The 15,461-nt window shown below is 49.9% G+C and carries 18 protein-coding genes and 5 tRNA genes; 6 read left to right on the top strand and 17 right to left on the bottom strand.

The features are described 5' to 3' along the window. Positions 1-61: 61 nt before the first annotated feature. The 17 genes from JQR86_RS08625 to JQR86_RS08545 form a co-directional block, all read right to left on the bottom strand. Positions 62-274: a hypothetical protein gene (locus tag JQR86_RS08625; RefSeq protein ID WP_434154688.1), complete on the bottom strand. Its 213-nt coding sequence runs from the start codon at positions 272-274 to the stop codon at positions 62-64. 202 nt (positions 275-476) lie between these two features. Further along, positions 477-553: transfer RNA gene (locus JQR86_RS08620), tRNA-Pro, on the bottom strand. Between the two features lie 67 nt (positions 554-620). Further along, positions 621-977 (bottom strand): MerR family transcriptional regulator, encoded by a 357-nt coding sequence (locus JQR86_RS08615; protein WP_010794557.1) that lies wholly within the window; start codon positions 975-977, stop codon positions 621-623. Beyond that, complete coding sequence (gene ihfA / locus JQR86_RS08610; RefSeq protein WP_010794558.1) at positions 958-1,260, bottom strand: integration host factor subunit alpha; 303 nt, start codon at positions 1,258-1,260, stop codon at positions 958-960. Before ihfA ends, JQR86_RS08615 begins: the two co-directional genes overlap by 20 nt. A 3-nt stretch (positions 1,261-1,263) precedes the next feature. Then, positions 1,264-3,642: a phenylalanine--tRNA ligase subunit beta gene (pheT, locus tag JQR86_RS08605; RefSeq protein ID WP_434154687.1), complete on the bottom strand. Its 2,379-nt coding sequence runs from the start codon at positions 3,640-3,642 to the stop codon at positions 1,264-1,266. 17 nt (positions 3,643-3,659) lie between these two features. Then, positions 3,660-4,664 (bottom strand): phenylalanine--tRNA ligase subunit alpha, encoded by a 1,005-nt coding sequence (gene pheS / locus JQR86_RS08600; protein ID WP_074830316.1) that lies wholly within the window; start codon positions 4,662-4,664, stop codon positions 3,660-3,662. Positions 4,665-4,758: 94 nt separating this feature from the next. Then, the gene (gene rplT, locus JQR86_RS08595; protein ID WP_010794561.1) at positions 4,759-5,115 is read right to left on the bottom strand and encodes a 50S ribosomal protein L20; all 357 of its coding nucleotides are present in this window, start codon (positions 5,113-5,115) and stop codon (positions 4,759-4,761) included. A gap of 26 nt (positions 5,116-5,141) precedes the next feature. After that, positions 5,142-5,336, bottom strand: a complete 195-nt coding sequence (rpmI, locus tag JQR86_RS08590; RefSeq protein ID WP_010794562.1) for a 50S ribosomal protein L35 — start codon at positions 5,334-5,336, stop codon at positions 5,142-5,144. Between the two features lie 61 nt (positions 5,337-5,397). Beyond that, on the bottom strand, positions 5,398-5,949 hold the full coding sequence (gene infC, locus JQR86_RS08585; RefSeq protein WP_010794563.1) for a translation initiation factor IF-3: 552 nt from the start codon (positions 5,947-5,949) through the stop codon (positions 5,398-5,400). Beyond that, a complete protein-coding gene (thrS, locus tag JQR86_RS08580; protein ID WP_407361885.1) occupies positions 5,949-7,871 on the bottom strand; it encodes a threonine--tRNA ligase in 1,923 nt (640 codons plus the stop codon). Before thrS ends, infC begins: the two co-directional genes overlap by 1 nt. Positions 7,872-8,537: 666 nt before the next feature. Next, positions 8,538-8,624, bottom strand: a tRNA-Leu gene (locus JQR86_RS08575). A gap of 125 nt (positions 8,625-8,749) precedes the next feature. Beyond that, positions 8,750-8,823, bottom strand: a tRNA-Cys gene (locus JQR86_RS08570). Positions 8,824-8,864: 41 nt separating this feature from the next. Further along, positions 8,865-8,940 (bottom strand) — tRNA-Gly (locus JQR86_RS08565). A gap of 64 nt (positions 8,941-9,004) precedes the next feature. Next, positions 9,005-9,562, bottom strand: coding sequence for a CDP-diacylglycerol--glycerol-3-phosphate 3-phosphatidyltransferase (gene pgsA / locus JQR86_RS08560; RefSeq protein ID WP_010794641.1), 558 nt, complete (start codon positions 9,560-9,562; stop codon positions 9,005-9,007). Between the two features lie 32 nt (positions 9,563-9,594). Beyond that, positions 9,595-11,421, bottom strand: a complete 1,827-nt coding sequence (gene uvrC / locus JQR86_RS08555; RefSeq protein ID WP_407361886.1) for an excinuclease ABC subunit UvrC — start codon at positions 11,419-11,421, stop codon at positions 9,595-9,597. 1 nt (position 11,422) lies between these two features. Continuing rightward, positions 11,423-12,067, bottom strand: coding sequence for a response regulator transcription factor GacA (gene gacA / locus JQR86_RS08550; RefSeq protein WP_407361887.1), 645 nt, complete (start codon positions 12,065-12,067; stop codon positions 11,423-11,425). A 132-nt stretch (positions 12,068-12,199) separates the two neighbouring features. Continuing rightward, a tRNA-Ser gene (locus JQR86_RS08545) sits at positions 12,200-12,289 on the bottom strand. A gap of 124 nt (positions 12,290-12,413) precedes the next feature. Between JQR86_RS08545 and JQR86_RS08540 the strand changes: the two genes are divergently transcribed. Genes JQR86_RS08540 through JQR86_RS08515 form a run of 6 tightly spaced genes read left to right on the top strand, consistent with a single transcriptional unit; the run spans position 12,414 to position 15,455 of the window. After that, positions 12,414-13,082, top strand: a complete 669-nt coding sequence (locus JQR86_RS08540) for a Bax inhibitor-1/YccA family protein (protein WP_010794644.1) — start codon at positions 12,414-12,416, stop codon at positions 13,080-13,082. Between the two features lie 46 nt (positions 13,083-13,128). Further along, complete coding sequence (gene tusD / locus JQR86_RS08535; RefSeq protein ID WP_037029544.1) at positions 13,129-13,521, top strand: sulfurtransferase complex subunit TusD; 393 nt, start codon at positions 13,129-13,131, stop codon at positions 13,519-13,521. Next, the gene (gene tusC / locus JQR86_RS08530) at positions 13,521-13,880 is read left to right on the top strand and encodes a sulfurtransferase complex subunit TusC (RefSeq protein ID WP_407361888.1); all 360 of its coding nucleotides are present in this window, start codon (positions 13,521-13,523) and stop codon (positions 13,878-13,880) included. The genes tusD and tusC overlap by 1 nt, the downstream gene beginning before the upstream one ends. Continuing rightward, positions 13,877-14,176 (top strand): sulfurtransferase complex subunit TusB, encoded by a 300-nt coding sequence (tusB, locus tag JQR86_RS08525; RefSeq protein WP_037029547.1) that lies wholly within the window; start codon positions 13,877-13,879, stop codon positions 14,174-14,176. The genes tusC and tusB overlap by 4 nt, the downstream gene beginning before the upstream one ends. After that, positions 14,173-14,487 carry a TusE/DsrC/DsvC family sulfur relay protein gene (locus JQR86_RS08520; protein WP_122042359.1) on the top strand — a complete coding sequence of 105 codons (315 nt, stop codon included), beginning with the start codon at positions 14,173-14,175 and terminating at the stop codon, positions 14,485-14,487. Before tusB ends, JQR86_RS08520 begins: the two co-directional genes overlap by 4 nt. After that, complete coding sequence (locus JQR86_RS08515) at positions 14,484-15,455, top strand: glycosyl transferase family protein (RefSeq protein ID WP_434154686.1); 972 nt, start codon at positions 14,484-14,486, stop codon at positions 15,453-15,455. Before JQR86_RS08520 ends, JQR86_RS08515 begins: the two co-directional genes overlap by 4 nt. Positions 15,456-15,461: the final 6 nt, after the last annotated feature.

Raw genomic sequence — 15,461 nt, 5'->3', positions numbered from 1 at the left:
TGGCGATGTTTGAGCGTGGCGTTGGCGTAGCGCTCCGTTTGGCTTTCTGTGACTGTGAGGTTTACCCCGCGCCGTCTTTTTTAGCTTCAATTACCCCCACGGAGACCCTGTCAACAAAAAGCACGTAATCCGCAGGCCCAGAATCAGTCGGAAACTCTCGCACAGCCACGCCACGAGCCGCGCCTAAATTAAGCTGTTTCACGTCCTGGATGACCCAGCCAGCTTGTTGTAGCTTCTGGTCAATCTGCTGACGTGCTTCTGATTCTGGCGTCATGATGCTGATCCCTGCGCTTTTGGCTCCGTTGAGCTGGAACTCTCGAAAACTTGCTGCGACTCACCTGACAGGAGTCTGAGCAAGACAATCTCAATTGGCAACCAATTGGCAACCAGAAAGCCATCTTCTCAGAGGCGTCGAAAAATCAGCGGACATAAAAAAATCCAGTCACCGCTAAGTGACTGGATTTTCTAGGTTTTTTTGGTCGGGACGGAGTGATTCGAACACTCGACCCCTTGCACCCCATGCAAGTGCGCTACCAGGCTGCGCTACGCCCCGACTGTATCCCTTGCGAGATGGCGAGCATCTTAAGCTAAGGTTTTGATAAATGGAAGTTTTTTTTAAATTATTTTTGAAGAACTCCCAAAACGTCCTCTAATTCGCTAATCATTTGCTTTATTAGCTGGCGATACTGGGTAGTATCATCCTTAGCATCATCACTCGACAACCTTAGACGAGCCCCGCCTATGGTAAAACCTTGGTCATAGAGCAGAGCCCTGATCTGACGGATCATAATGACATCTTGTCGCTGGTAATAACGACGATTACCTCGCCTTTTTACCGGGTTAAGCTGAGGAAACTCCTGCTCCCAGTATCTAAGGACATGGGGCTTTACCAAACAGAGGTCACTTACCTCACCAATAGTGAAGTATCGCTTACCCGGTATAGCAGGTAATTCATTATTATGGCTTGGTTCCAGCATACGCTTCTACCCTGGCCTTAAGTTTTTGCCCAGGACGGAAAGTCACCACACGGCGTGCCGTGATTGGTATCTCTTCGCCTGTTTTAGGATTGCGTCCGGGGCGCTGACGCTTGTCTCGCAAATCAAAGTTACCAAAACCTGATAGCTTAACCTGCTCGTTCTGCTCTAAAGCATTTCGAATTTCTTCGAAAAACAACTCCACTAGCTCCTTGGCCTCACGCTTATTCAGACCAAGCTCCTCATAGAGACGTTCAGCCAACTCAGCTTTCGTCAGAGCCCCCATACGCTATTTCCTTAATGTGGCGTTGAACCTTTCTTCCAGGGAAACGAGGATTTTCTGTGTCGTTTCGTTGATTTCTTCATCAGTAAGAGTGCGTGATGGATGCTGCCAGGTCAAGCCAACTGCAAGACTTTTTCTAAGCGGATCAATGCCCTTACCTTGATATACGTCAAACAGTCTTAAATCAACCAGATACTCACCAGCCTTGTCCCGTACAATCGACAAAACATCCGCCGAAGATACCTCTATATTCACTAGAATTGCCAAGTCTCTGCGTACTTCTGGATAACGTGACAGCTCTTGGAAACGCGGTAGGCATCTCTGCTCCGCCTCACCTAGCAACACTTCAAATACATAAACAGATTGATCTAAATCCAAAGCTTTTAATAGCTCGGGATGTAATGCTCCCACATAACCCACCAGCCGGCCGTCACGCTCAATGCGTGCAGTCTGTCCAGGATGCAGCGCAGGATGCTCTGCCGCGACAAAGGTAAAATCACCTGCACCCTCATCGCAACCTAACAGCGATTCAACATCGCCTTTGATATCGAAAAAATCTACACGCTCAGAACCAGCGCTCCAGCTTTCTGGAGAGCGTGGCCCCGAAATCAGACCAGCCAAGACACGCTCTTGCGCCAAATCATCTAGTGAACCGACAAAACGAAGCCCTGACTCAAACAAGCGCACCCGACTCTGCTGGCGATTAAGATTGTGCTGCAGCGCCTTGACCAAGCCCGGCCAAAGCGAAGCGCGCATAGCAGCCATATCTTGAGAAATCGGATTAGCCAACAACACTGGATCAAGCGTTGGCGAGAATAGCTTGAATGTCTTTTCGTCTATGAAACTATAAGTAATAGCTTCCTGATAACCCCGAGCAACCAGCTGGTGTCGAAATTGCGAAAGGCCAGTACGCGCCTCGGCATATCCTTTTGGAGCCAAGCGTGCTTGTGGAAAACGAGTCGGAAGGCGGTTATATCCGTAAAGGCGCGCCAATTCTTCTATCAAATCGACTTCGATTGCTATGTCGAAACGATGGCTAGGAACGCCAATTTTCCAGTGGTTTTCATCAGTAGACTCAACGGTCAATGCAAGACCTTTCAACAGGCGCTCAACTTCATCACTCTCAAGACGCAGACCTAGCACTTGCTCGATGCGCTCACTACGCAAAGTAATAGGGGTTTTAACAGGCAAATGTTCAGCACTTGCTATCTCTATCACCGGACCTGGTTCGCCGCCGACAATATCTACCAGTAGGGCTGTAGCGCGCTCCATTGCACGACGAGGAAGATCAAAGTCTACTCCGCGCTCAAAGCGGTGCGAAGAGTCAGTGTGAAGACCATAGGAGCGTGCCTTACCAGCAACAGCAATAGGATCGAAGAAGGCGCTTTCCAGGAACAGATCCGCGGTAGTGGCGCTTACACCACTGTATTCCCCCCCCATGATCCCAGCTATAGCTAGCGCGCGCTCATGGTCGGCGATAACTAACGTATCCGGGCGAAGAGTAATCTCTTGGCCGTCTAACAGAACCAGCTTCTCGTCGGGCTGCGCTAAGCGAACACGAATGCCGCCCTTGATCTCGTTGAGATCAAAAGCATGCATAGGCTGCCCAAGCTCAAGCATAACGTAATTAGTTACATCGACTGCAGCATCAATGCTACGAATCCCGGATCGCCGCAGGCGCTCTACCATCCATTGTGGCGTAGGGCGGGAGAGGTCAACATTTTTTAGCACACGCCCTACATAACGAGGGCAAGCAGAAGGCTCAACAACCTCAATTGGGCGCACATCTTCTATATTTACCTGTGCAGGAGGAACATCAAGCGCATGCACCGGGACGCCATAGAGCGCACCAACTTCACGAGCGAGGCCGGCGATTGATAAACAATCGCCGCGATTAGGCGTTAGATCAACGTCTATAGAAACGTCGTCCAACCCCAAGTAATCACGGAAATCCTTGCCTACCGGTGCATCTGACGGCAGCTCCATCAGACCTGCATTATCTTCTGATACGCTCAACTCACTAGCAGAACACAGCATGCCTTGAGATTCAACGCCGCGCAGCTTGGCTTTCTTTATAGTGAAATCACCTGGCAGCTTGGCGCCAAGCATAGCGAAGGGAATCTTTAGACCAGCACGCACATTTGGCGCACCGCATACGACCTGAAACTCTTCCTGGCCATTACTAACACGGCATACATTCAGCTTATCAGCGTCAGGATGCCGCTCAGTAGCGAGCACCTCCCCTACTACCACACCGCTGAACTGCCCGGCCACCGGCTCGACGTCGTCCACTTCAAGACCTGCCATGGATAACTGAGCGACTAAATCGTCCCGAGAAGCCGGTGGACTTACCCAAGATCTCAACCACTGTTCACTGAATTTCATTATGCCCCCTATTAAAGCTAGCGGAATTGCGCCAGGAAGCGCAGGTCGTTATCGAAGAACAGCCGTAAGTCATTTACGCCGTAACGCAGCATGGCTAGGCGCTCAACGCCCATACCAAACGCGAAGCCCTGATATTTCTCAGGATCGATACCCGCCATTTGCAACACGTTAGGGTGCACCATTCCGCAACCTAAGACTTCAAGCCAGCTAGGGGTCAGCTGGCCGTCTTTATTGACATGTCGACGGATGTCGACTTCTGCAGAAGGCTCAGTGAATGGGAAATAAGAGGGCCTGAAGCGGACCTCTAGGTCTTCTTCAAAAAACTCGCGCAGAAAACCCACTATCGTACTCTTGAGGTCGGCAAAGCTGACCTTCTCATCAATCACAAGCCCTTCTACCTGATGAAACATCGGCGAGTGCGTCTGATCGGAATCGCAGCGATAAACTCGGCCTGGGCAGATGATACGAATCGGAGGCTGCTGCTGCTCCATGACACGAATCTGCACGGGTGAGGTATGCGTACGCAGTAGACGTGTAGCATTAAAATAAAACGTATCGTGCATAGCACGAGCCGGGTGGTGACCTGGAATATTAAGCGCCTCGAAGTTATGGTAGTCGTCTTCGATTTCAGGGCCTTCAGCCACGCTGTAACCAATACCTGTAAAAAGTCGCTCGATACGTTCCAAAGTACGGGTAATAGGGTGCAGACCACCCGTTGTTTGCCCTCTGCCAGGCAATGTTACGTCAACCCGCTCCGCCGCTAATTTTTCAGCCAAAGCGGATTCTTCTAAAAACTGTTTGCGGGCGTTAAGCGCATCTTGCACACGCTCTTTAGCCGCATTGATCAGCGCACCGACTTTCGGCCGCTCTTCTGCAGGCAGATTGCCCAGCGTCTTCATGACCTGGGTAAGCTCACCTTTTTTCCCTAGGTAGCCAACCCGTAGCTGTTCAAGAACAGTCGTGTCTTCAGTTTGCTGCACGGCCTCCAACGCTTGGCTGACCAGTGCCTCCAGGTTTTCCATTCACTGACTCCAGATACAAAATAGGGGAAGAGCTTTAGGCCCTTCCCCTACTGGTGACGTTACTGTCGGGCCAAGGCCCTGATTGACGCAGGGCTTAAGCCAAAGAAGCTTTAGCTTTCTCGACAATCGCAGCGAACGCTACTTTTTCATTTACCGCCAGATCGGCCAGAACCTTACGGTCGATCTCAATGGCCGCTTTCTTCAAGCCAGCAATGAAACGGCTGTAAGACAGACCGTTCATACGAGCACCAGCATTAATACGAGCGATCCATAGGGCGCGGAACTGACGCTTGCGCTGACGGCGGTCACGATAGGCGTATTGGCCTGCCTTGATCACAGCCTGCTTAGCAACACGGAACACGCGAGAGCGAGCACCGTAGTAACCTTTAGCCAGCTTCAGAATTTTTTTATGACGACGACGGGCAATTACGCCACGCTTAACACGAGCCATGAGTTATACCTTTACCTTGTGACCGATTAACGAACGCGCAGCATGCGCTCAACTTTTTGAACGTCAGACGGGTGCATCAGAGATGTACCACGCAGCTGGCGCTTACGCTTGGTGGTCATTTTGGTCAAGATGTGACTCTTGAACGCGTGCTTGTGCTTATAGCCGGAAGCGGTCTTTTTAAAACGCTTCGCTGCACCACTTTTGGTTTTCATCTTTGGCATGTTCATATACTCCGCATTGGGTGATTACGCATAACCGCAAGGCCTGCCAGTGCCCTGGTGGTTACTTTTTCTTTTTAGGGGCGATGACCATAATTAGCTGGCGTCCTTCCATCTTAGGATGCTGTTCTACGGCACCGTATTCAGCAAGGTCAGCCTCGACCCGCTTTAACAGCTCCATACCCAGCTCCTGGTGGGCCATCTCACGACCACGGAATCGCAAGGATACCTTGGCCTTGTCCCCCTCATTAAGGAAACGTACCAGGTTGCGTAGTTTTACCTGGTAATCCCCTTCTTCCGTCCCTGGACGAAACTTGATTTCTTTTACCTGAACCTGTTTTTGGTTCTTTTTCGCTGCTGCGGTCTGCTTCTTCTTCTCGAAAAGATGCTTGCCATAATCCATGATGCGGCACACAGGAGGTACTGCATCGGCGGAAATTTCCACCAAGTCCAGCTTGGCTTCATCAGCAGCGCGTAGCGCTTCATCAATCGAGACGACGCCAATCTGTTGGCCGTCAGCACCAATCAACCGGACTTCACGAGCCGAGATATTCTCGTTGATCGGAGCCTTGGGTTGAGTTCGCTTATCCTGTCTCATTTCACGCTTAATAGTCATTACTCCAATTCTTGTCGACCGCGACGAGCAACTGCTTGAGCTAGAAGCTCCTTGAAGTCCGCAATAGGCATTGAGCCCAGATCAGCACCTTCACGCGTGCGTACAGCCACGGCTCTTGATTCAACTTCCCGATCGCCTATAACAAGAAGATAGGGAACCTTGAGCAAAGTATGCTCCCGAATTTTAAAGCCGATTTTCTCGTTTCTCAAGTCAGCTTTAGCTCGGAAACCGCTTTGATCAAGAATTTGCACCACTTCGTTAGCGAAATCGGCCTGTTTGTCAGTGATATTCATGACCACTGCCTGAGTTGGAGCAAGCCACGCCGGGAAAGATCCCTCGTAATGCTCAATCAAAATACCGATGAATCGCTCAAAGGAACCAAGGATAGCACGATGCAGCATTACTGGGTGCTTACGGCTATTATCTTCACTGACGTATTCAGCCCCGAGACGAGACGGCAAATTAAAATCAAGCTGTAGCGTACCGCATTGCCATACTCGACCCAGACAGTCCTTCAAAGAAAATTCAATTTTTGGACCGTAGAATGCACCTTCTCCCGGCTGCAAGTCATAGGCCAGCCCTGCATGATCAAGCGCCGCAGCTAATGCTGATTCTGCCTGATCCCACAAGTCATCTGATCCAACACGCTTTTCAGGACGGGTAGAAAGCTTCAGTTGTATATCAGTGAATCCGAAATCAGCGTAAACCGCCAAAGTAAGCTTAATGAAAGCAGCCGCCTCTTCCTGCATTTGGTCTTCTGTGCAGAAAATGTGAGCGTCATCTTGAGTGAACCCTCTGACACGCATAATGCCATGTAAAGAGCCTGATGGCTCATTACGGTGACAAGCGCCGAACTCTGCCAGACGAAGAGGCAGTTCCTTGTAACTCTTTAGCCCCTGATTAAACACCTGCACGTGACACGGGCAGTTCATTGGCTTGATAGCATAGTCACGACTTTCCGATTCAGTCGTAAACATATTGTCGGCATAGTTAGCCCAGTGGCCGGACTTTTCCCAAAGGGAACGATCCACAACTTGTGGCGTACGGATTTCGGAGTAGCCGTTCTCATGCTGAATACGGCGCATGTACTGCTCAAGCGCCTGATAAACAGTCCAGCCGTTAGGATGCCAGAACACCATTCCTGGCGCCTCTTCCTGAGTATGGAAGAGATCCAGCCGCTTGCCCAGCTTGCGGTGGTCACGTTTTTCAGCTTCTTCAATGCGCTGAATATAAGCTGCCAGCTGCTTTTTATCGGCCCAAGCCGTACCATAGATACGCTGCAGCTGTTCGTTTTTGGAGTCGCCACGCCAGTAGGCACCAGACAGCTTCGTTAGCTTAAATGCCTTCAAAAATCGGGTATTGGGCACATGCGGACCACGACACATGTCCACATACTCTTCATGATGATACAACCCCATTGCCTTTTCATCAGGCATATCTTCAATCAAGCGGAGCTTGTAATCTTCCCCTCTCGCTTTAAACGTCTCGATAACCTGCTCTCGCGGAGTCATACGCTTGATGACGTCGTAGTCCTTATCGATCAACTCACGCATCCGCGTCTCGATAGCAGCCAGATCATCCAGCGTAAAAGGACGCTCATACGAGATGTCGTAATAGAATCCCTCATTAATAACAGGACCAATTACCATCTTCGCTGTCGGGAACAGCTGCTTTACAGCATGACCAACCAGATGAGCACAAGAGTGACGGATGATCTCCAAACCCTCTTCATCTTTAGGTGTAATAATTTGCAGGGACGCGTCATGATCAATAACGTCGCAAGCATCCACCAGACGTCCATCTACTTTGCCTGCCAGAGTAGCTTTCGCTAATCCAGCGCCTATAGACTGAGCGACCTCTGTGACTGTAACAGGATGATCGAATAAACGTTGGCTACCGTCGGGAAGAGTAATAGTGGGCATGGCGCCTCCTTTAACAGTGGTGACCCATACCAAGGGCCACATGGTTCGGATGAGCCAGTAAGCTACAGCATCGAATTATATATCCTACCGAACGATGGCAGGCCTATGCACTTTTCAATTAATCGATGAAGGATCACTGGAGCAACAAAGAATATATATGCTTTCAGAAAATGATTAGCTATACAACCAAGCATTAGGCCACACCTAAAAATATTAGCCCTCCGCACCAAGCTAGTCAGTCTAGCTACCTAGTGGTTTTCACGCAGCACAACTTGAAAGCAAGCCATCGCCTGGGCACTTGATCAAAGATCACTTTTGGCATGCCGTAGCTGTAAAAACTATTGATTGAAACTGAAGAATAGCCAACACAGGCCGATAACTCGCATAACCAAAGCGGGATCGACTTGCCGTGATCATTCCAGACATACCGATTGTAAGAATAAGCCTGAAAGACTACGCGTTGTTAGCAAGGGCGCTAGATTCAACGGTGTTTTCAATTACATTGAAAACAGACGAAGGAAAGCCCATTGCCTGGCGCTTTTCAAAGGGTTACTTCACGAACAAAAGAATGTTTGAGCAGATAGTAGGCCGATTGCCACTATAAAGCAGCCAGACCTTGCCTCAAAAATAAGGGCCTGACTAATCAAGTCAAGCCCTTATTATAACTGGTGCCCGGAGCCGGAATCGAACCGGCACGGAGTTTCCTCCGAGGGATTTTAAGTCCCTTGCGTCTACCGATTTCGCCATCCGGGCGGTAGCGCTCTACACTGAGCATTTAGCTAGGGATAGATAGCAAACAATCCAACTTAGCCAGCACAGCGAACAACAAAGTAAAAATAAAAAGCCCTACAGACCGCTAGATCTGCAGGGCTACATAGTGGAGGCCGAGGTCGGAATCGAACCGGCGTACACGGATTTGCAATCCGCTGCATGACCACTCTGCCACCCGGCCTCATAAGCCAACCCCAATTAAAGCGGAGCTGACTGACAAACTGGAGCGGGAAACGAGACTCGAACTCGCGACCCCGACCTTGGCAAGGTCGTGCTCTACCAACTGAGCTATTCCCGCGTCTTGGTGACGGGCGCCATTCTATACAATCCAACGACGCTGTCAACTCATTGATTCAAAAAAGTTATTTTTTCTTCGTTATGCTCAGATGCGGCCAAGCCGCAAGCAGATAACTGCACATAGACCAAAGCGTAAGCGCAGCCGCAATGATCAGAAGAACATACCCTGTCAAAACCCAGAACGTCAGTTGAGGAGGATTAGCCAACAGCACAATCAAAGACACCATCTGCGCCGCTGTTTTCCATTTTCCAAGACTAGATACAGCTACTTGAGCTCGCGCCCCTAATTCTGCCATCCACTCACGAAGAGCTGACACTACAATTTCTCGACCAATAATAATGGTAGCAGGCAACGTTAACCAAATAGTGGCATGTTCCTGCACCAGAAGCACCAAGGCCACCGCAACCATGAGCTTGTCAGCAACCGGGTCCAGGAAAGCTCCGAATGGAGTACTCTGTTTCCATCGACGAGCCAAGTAGCCATCCAGCCAATCAGTAAAACTAGCCAAGGCAAACACTGAACTCGCCGCCCAATAGCTCCAAGAAACCGGCATGTAAAACAGAGCAATAAAGAAAGGAATGAGCAGAACGCGCAGAACAGTAAGCAGGTTAGGAATGTTCATTGGCACAGGAAATATATGAATGTCTGGACATTCTACTCACTGTGCAGTGCAGCATAAATCTGCTCAGCTAGTTTTTTGCTAATTCCTGGCGCCTTGGCTATCTCATCGACACTTGCACGATTAAGCTCTTGCAGGCCTCCGAAGTACTTAAGCAGCTCTCTACGCCGCTTCGGCCCTACTCCTGCAACATCTTCAAGTGTAGATGTCCTACGCGCCTTCCCTCTTCTTGCTCGATGCCCCGTAATAGCAAAGCGATGCGCCTCGTCACGAATCTGCTGTATCAGGTGCAATGCAGGAGAGTGACCCGGCAAGCTGAACTCATTAGAGGGATCGTTCAGATAGAGTGTCTCCAAACCTGGCTTGCGAGTTACACCCTTGGCCACACCCAACAAGACGAGATCCGGAACCGCCAGCTCTTGAAGCACATCACGAGCCATTGCCAACTGCCCCTTACCGCCATCCACCAGTAAGATATCAGGCATTTTACCCTCCCCATCCTTGAGCTTACTGAAACGACGGGTCAACGCCTGATGCATGGCAGCATAATCATCACCTGCCGTGACACCCTCAATATTGTATCGGCGATAATCAGATTTAATAGGCCCCTCAGGACCAAACACCACACAGGAAGCAACTGTAGCCTCCCCACTTGAGTGGCTAATATCAAAGCACTCCAGCCTTTGCGGCGTCTCAGCCAACCCCAACACATCCGTAAGCGCCTCAAAACGAGCAGCCATATGCTGGCGATTAGCAAGCCGAGTATTAAGCGCCTGCTCAGCATTTGTCACAGCCAATTGCTGCCAGCGGGCACGAGTGCCTCGAACACGATGCGAGATCTCAAGACCTCGAGAATGCAATTCGTTAAAGGCACTTATGAGGGTTGGGAAGTCCTCATGAACGGTATTTACGATGACCTCATCGGGCAAATCCCGCTCCATATGAGCAAGATAATACTGCTCCAAAAATGCAAGAAGAACGTCATGGGGCTCCTCCTCAATCGCAACCTGCGGGAAAAAGTTTTTGCTACCAAGAACACGGCCGCCACGCACAGTGATTAGATGAACGCATGCACCACCCGGATTCACCATCGCAGCGATAACATCTACATCCCCGCTCCCACCCTCTATATGCTGCTGATCCTGCACTCGTCGCACTAAGGCAATTTGATCACGCAGCTCGGCGGCCCGTTCAAAATCCAAAGCCATGGCAGCCTTTTCCATAACTGCACTTAGCTCTTCAGCCAAGGCATTGCTCCGCCCTTCCAGGAACATAGCCGAATGACGAACATCTTCAGCATATTCCTCTCGGGAAACCATATTGGTGCACGGACCCTTGCAGCGCTTGATTTGATATTGAAGACAGGGGCGAGTACGGTTCTTGAAAAAACCGTCCTCACACTGGCGCACCATAAATGCCTTTTGCAAGAGATTCAGACTTTCTCGGATAGCACCCGCACTCGGATACGGACCGAAATAGCGGCCCCGTTCCTTTTTAGCGCCTCTATGGATAGCAAGCCGAGGAAATTCATCTTCAGTTGACAGAAAGACATAAGGATAGGATTTGTCATCCCGAAGGAGAATATTGTAAGGGGGGCGTAACTGCTTGATAAGGTTCTGCTCAAGCAGAAGCGCCTCTGTCTCATTCCCAGTAATAGTTATCTCAATCTGGGAAATTTTTGCTACTAACGCCGCTGTCTTGGGAGCCAAGCCAGTTTTGCGGAAGTAACTCGAAAGGCGCTTTTTGAGATTCTTTGCTTTTCCGACATAAAGCACCTTGGAGCTTTCGTCGAACATTCGATAAACACCTGGCCGAGAACTGCAGCCAGAAAGAAAAGCAGAAGGATCAAACGTTTCGGTCATTTCAACTCGTAGCGTCTACCATCCCGTGACGAACTGCCAATAAAGCCAGCTCCACATCACTGGTAATGGAGAGTTTCTCGTAAATACGATAACGATAGGTGTTAACGGTCTTGGGCGACAGGCAAAGCTTATCGGAGATCACCTGAACCTTATGGCAATTAGCAATCATCAATGCGATCTGGATTTCGCGCTCTGAAAGAAGATCAAACGGCGAGCCATTGTTTTGAGGTTGAAAAGACTTTAGCGCTAACTGCTGAGCAATCTGAGCGCTTATGTATCGCTGACCGCCAAATGCATGACGTATAGCAGTAATCATCTCCTGGATATCCGCACCCTTTGTAAGATAACCAGAAGCCCCAGCCTGCAACAGACGAGTCGGAAAGGGATCTTCCTCACATGCCGTTACTGCAATGACCTTTACCTCGGGATGACTACGAAGAAGCTTTCGAGTAGCTTCCAAGCCGCCGATGCCTGGCATCTTGACGTCCATGAGGACCACATCAGGCTTTAACTCTCTGACAAGCTTTAATCCATTCTCGCCAGAATCTGCCTGACCAATGACCTGAATGCCATCGACATCCGCCAACATACGGATAATACCGGCCCTTACCAGATCATGGTCGTCGACCACCAGCACTTTAATCACCGTGCACCTCATAACGCTGATGCATAAGCCAATTACAAGCCTAAGACTCGTCTCAAGCTAATAAATGCGAAAGAATGTGTAGCGACTATACACAAGTCAGAGATAAACGCACGATGAATTGGAGCAAGAAGATGGCGGAGGCGGTGAGATTCGAACTCACGGAAGAGTCTCCCCTTCGACGGTTTTCAAGACCGTTGCCTTAAACCACTCGGCCACACCTCCGCAGGTGCGGGCCGCAATATTACCCGAACGAAACACGCTGTCAAACACTTAAATCTATTTTTTTTCAAAGAGTTGTTATTATCTTATGGTATGAATAGGTTTCGACCACATTAGGAGTGTCGTTATGAACGAGCGTCAATATGCCTTCAACCCTGCGGTTGCCGAACGGCGCGACATTAGTCGCACGCTGCGCAACACCTATGCTCTGTTGGGAATGACGCTGGCCTTCAGTGGCTTGGTAGCTTACGTCTCGCAGCAGATGCGCGTTGCATATCCCAACATATTTGTAGTTCTGATCGGCTTTTATGGTCTGTTCTTTCTCACTGTGAAATTGCGTAACAGTGGCTGGGGGCTGGTCAGCACGTTTGCGCTTACCGGCTTCATGGGCTACACCCTAGGCCCGATACTGAATATGTATCTGGGCTTGCCTAATGGCGGAAGCATCATTTCTTCTGCCTTAGGCATGACTGCCCTGGTCTTCTTTGGCCTGTCGGCATATGCACTGATTACCCGCAAAGACATGAGCTTTTTGTCGGGCTTTCTAATGGCCGGATTCTGGATATTGCTAGGCGCAATAGCGCTGTCGTTCTTTGTGAATATCAGCGGCTTGCAGCTTGCGATCAGTGCGGGCTTTGTACTGTTTGCCTCGGCAGCAATTCTGTTCCAAACCAGCGCCATCATCCATGGCGGGGAAGATAATTACATCATGGCTACCATCAGCCTATACGTCTCGATATACAATCTGTTTGTCAGCCTGCTTCAATTGCTAGGCTTTGCCAGCAGCAATGATTAACGAGACGTGCACTGGAGAGGCCCGCTTCGGCGGGCCTTTTTTATTTATGAAATTTGCTATCGTTGTATTTTCCGCACCTCACTCGCCCTCCTCCCGAAGAGCCCTTCGGTTTGCTGAGGCCGTGTTGTCCGCGCACCATGAAATCACTCGTCTTTTTTTCTATCAGGATGGAGTACACAATGCCTCTTCATCCATCGTAACGCCTCAAGATGAGCAAGACTGGGCGGGCCAATGGGGCTTATTCATTCAGCAAAATAAGCTGGATTCAGTCGTCTGCATTTCTGCCGCTTTACGGCGCGGCATTCTGAGCTCGGAAGAAGCTCATCGCCATGGGCGCCAGAGTGCCAACCTTTACGAGCCCTGGCAGCTTTCTGGTCTAGGGCAGCTTCATGAGGCTGCACAGGAAGCCGATCGCCTCATTTGCTTTGGAGACATTTAATGGCAAAGTCGCTGCTCATTATTAGTCGGCAAGCGCCATGGTCGGGCATGGCAGCCCGAGAAGCTCTAGACATTGCCCTAGCAGGCGGCGCTTTCGATTTGCCCATTGCCATGCTCTTCATGGATGACGGTGTTTTCCAATTACAATCCTCTCAGGCCGCTTCACATCTTGAGCAAAAAGACCTGATCGCTAATCTACAAGCTCTTCCCTTGTTCGGCGTAGACAAACTGTATGTATTGGAAAGCAGCTTACTGGAGCGCAACGTAATGCAATCAACGCTTGAACTGGAAGTTGAGATCCTATCTACCGAAGAGGCTCGGCTGCTTTTAAATCAGCACGACATGGTGATTACACTGTGAAGACGCTTCACCTTATCTTGGCTTCGCCTTTCCAGAGCAGGATGCTAGACAGCGCCCTACCGCTACTTGCGGAGCAGGATGCACTTTTATTAATGGGCGACGCTACATACCTGCTACAAGAAAGCTCGCGAACAGCGGCTCTGCTTGAAACGCTTCAAACCGGCGTCAAAGGCTTTGCTCTTCAAGAAGATGTCGAGGCCCGTGGACTCAGAGAAACATCTCGTTTTGAAATGATTGACTATGATCGTTTTGTGGCTCTTTGTGTAGCTTATGACAAGGTACATAGCTGGCCATGACTGCACTCAATGTTGACAAGGAAGGCTATTTACTGGATCTAGGAGACTGGTCCGTTGAAATAGCTGAGGAGCTGGCTCTTCGAGAAGGTCTCTCTCTTACGCCTGAACACTGGGAAATCCTTCATGCTCTTAGAGATTTCTATGCTGAGTTCCAGCTTTCCCCAGCTAATCGTCCGCTGATTAAATATATTGCGCAAACCTTAGGTCCCGAGAAGGGTAACAGCCTTCATTTGAATCTCCTTTTCAAAGGAAGCCCCGCCAAGCTAGCAGCCAAGCTGGCGGGACTTCCAAAACCGACTAATTGCTTATGATAACGACGCCTGAAGAGCATCCCTTTGCTCAATTCATACGCATACTCGGCAAAGGTAAACGCGGTTCACGCAGCCTAACTCGCGAAGAAGCCCAGTGCGCCATGGGGATGATCCTTAAGGGAAATGTCGAGGATGTTCAACTCGGCGCTTTTCTTATGCTGCTTCGACACAAGGAAGAAAGCGCAGAAGAGCTTGCCGGCTTTACCGATGCTATTCGAGCACATCTCAACGCCCCGACCATTCCAGTAGATCTGGACTGGCCTAGCTATGCAGGTAAAAAACGCCACTTACCATGGTTTCTGCTTGCCACCAAATGCCTGTCATCCCATGGTGTGCGGATTCTGATTCACGGCGGCGGCGCTCATACAGCAGGACGACTATATACTGAGCAGGTTCTAGAAACGCTGGGTATTCATCTTTGTAACGATTGGCACCAGACACAGGAAGCTTTAAATAAAGACCACCTGGCGTTTATGCCACTGGAAAACTGGATGCCTGCCTTGCAGCATATGATCAACTTACGCAACACGTTGGGATTGCGTTCGCCTATTCATTCGCTGGTCAGACTGTTAAATCCGCTCAACGCAACTTGCATCCTGCAAAGTATCTTTCACCCAGGCTATCAACCCATTCACCGTGAAGCCAGCCGCCTATTAGGCGACAAGGCTATCGTGATTAAAGGCGAAGGCGGTGAAATTGAAGTCAACCCAGACAATGATTTTCATCTCTATGGCACAGAGTACGGCACTGAATGGAATGAGGCCTGGCCTGCATTTTCAGAAAGAAGACACGTCAAACCTGAGCGGCTGGATGCCAATCATCTATTAGATGTATGGACCGGCAAAGCAAACGATGCCTACGGCGAACTGGCCGTTCTTTCTACGATAGCCTTGGGTTTGAGAGCGCTTGGCCACAGCCGGGAAGCCGCTCTAGCCAAGGCAAAAGATTACTGGAGCCAACGTCACTAATAGACG

It is taken from the genome of Pseudomonas sp. JZ134, assembly GCF_051027695.1.
Classification (GTDB): Bacteria; Pseudomonadota; Gammaproteobacteria; order Pseudomonadales; family Pseudomonadaceae; genus Chryseomonas; species Chryseomonas luteola.
This window is presented reverse-complemented; position numbering and strand designations above follow the sequence as displayed.

Excerpts from the sequence above, each read along its gene's own strand:
- JQR86_RS08625 (WP_434154688.1), bottom strand. The coding sequence starts at position 274 with ATGACGCCAGAATCAGAAGCACGTCAGCAGATTGACCAGAAGCTACAA.
- JQR86_RS08615 (WP_010794557.1), bottom strand. The coding sequence starts at position 977 with ATGCTGGAACCAAGCCATAATAATGAATTACCTGCTATACCGGGTAAG.
- ihfA (WP_010794558.1), bottom strand. The coding sequence starts at position 1,260 with ATGGGGGCTCTGACGAAAGCTGAGTTGGCTGAACGTCTCTATGAGGAG.
- pheT (WP_434154687.1), bottom strand. The coding sequence starts at position 3,642 with ATGAAATTCAGTGAACAGTGGTTGAGATCTTGGGTAAGTCCACCGGCT.
- pheS (WP_074830316.1), bottom strand. The coding sequence starts at position 4,664 with ATGGAAAACCTGGAGGCACTGGTCAGCCAAGCGTTGGAGGCCGTGCAG.
- rplT (WP_010794561.1), bottom strand. The coding sequence starts at position 5,115 with ATGGCTCGTGTTAAGCGTGGCGTAATTGCCCGTCGTCGTCATAAAAAA.
- rpmI (WP_010794562.1), bottom strand. The coding sequence starts at position 5,336 with ATGCCAAAGATGAAAACCAAAAGTGGTGCAGCGAAGCGTTTTAAAAAG.
- infC (WP_010794563.1), bottom strand. The coding sequence starts at position 5,949 with ATGACTATTAAGCGTGAAATGAGACAGGATAAGCGAACTCAACCCAAG.
- thrS (WP_407361885.1), bottom strand. The coding sequence starts at position 7,871 with ATGCCCACTATTACTCTTCCCGACGGTAGCCAACGTTTATTCGATCAT.
- pgsA (WP_010794641.1), bottom strand. The coding sequence starts at position 9,562 with ATGAACATTCCTAACCTGCTTACTGTTCTGCGCGTTCTGCTCATTCCT.
- uvrC (WP_407361886.1), bottom strand. The coding sequence starts at position 11,421 with ATGACCGAAACGTTTGATCCTTCTGCTTTTCTTTCTGGCTGCAGTTCT.
- JQR86_RS08540 (WP_010794644.1), top strand. The coding sequence starts at position 12,414 with ATGAACGAGCGTCAATATGCCTTCAACCCTGCGGTTGCCGAACGGCGC.
- tusD (WP_037029544.1), top strand. The coding sequence starts at position 13,129 with ATGAAATTTGCTATCGTTGTATTTTCCGCACCTCACTCGCCCTCCTCC.
- tusC (WP_407361888.1), top strand. The coding sequence starts at position 13,521 with ATGGCAAAGTCGCTGCTCATTATTAGTCGGCAAGCGCCATGGTCGGGC.
- JQR86_RS08520 (WP_122042359.1), top strand. The coding sequence starts at position 14,173 with ATGACTGCACTCAATGTTGACAAGGAAGGCTATTTACTGGATCTAGGA.
- JQR86_RS08515 (WP_434154686.1), top strand. The coding sequence starts at position 14,484 with ATGATAACGACGCCTGAAGAGCATCCCTTTGCTCAATTCATACGCATA.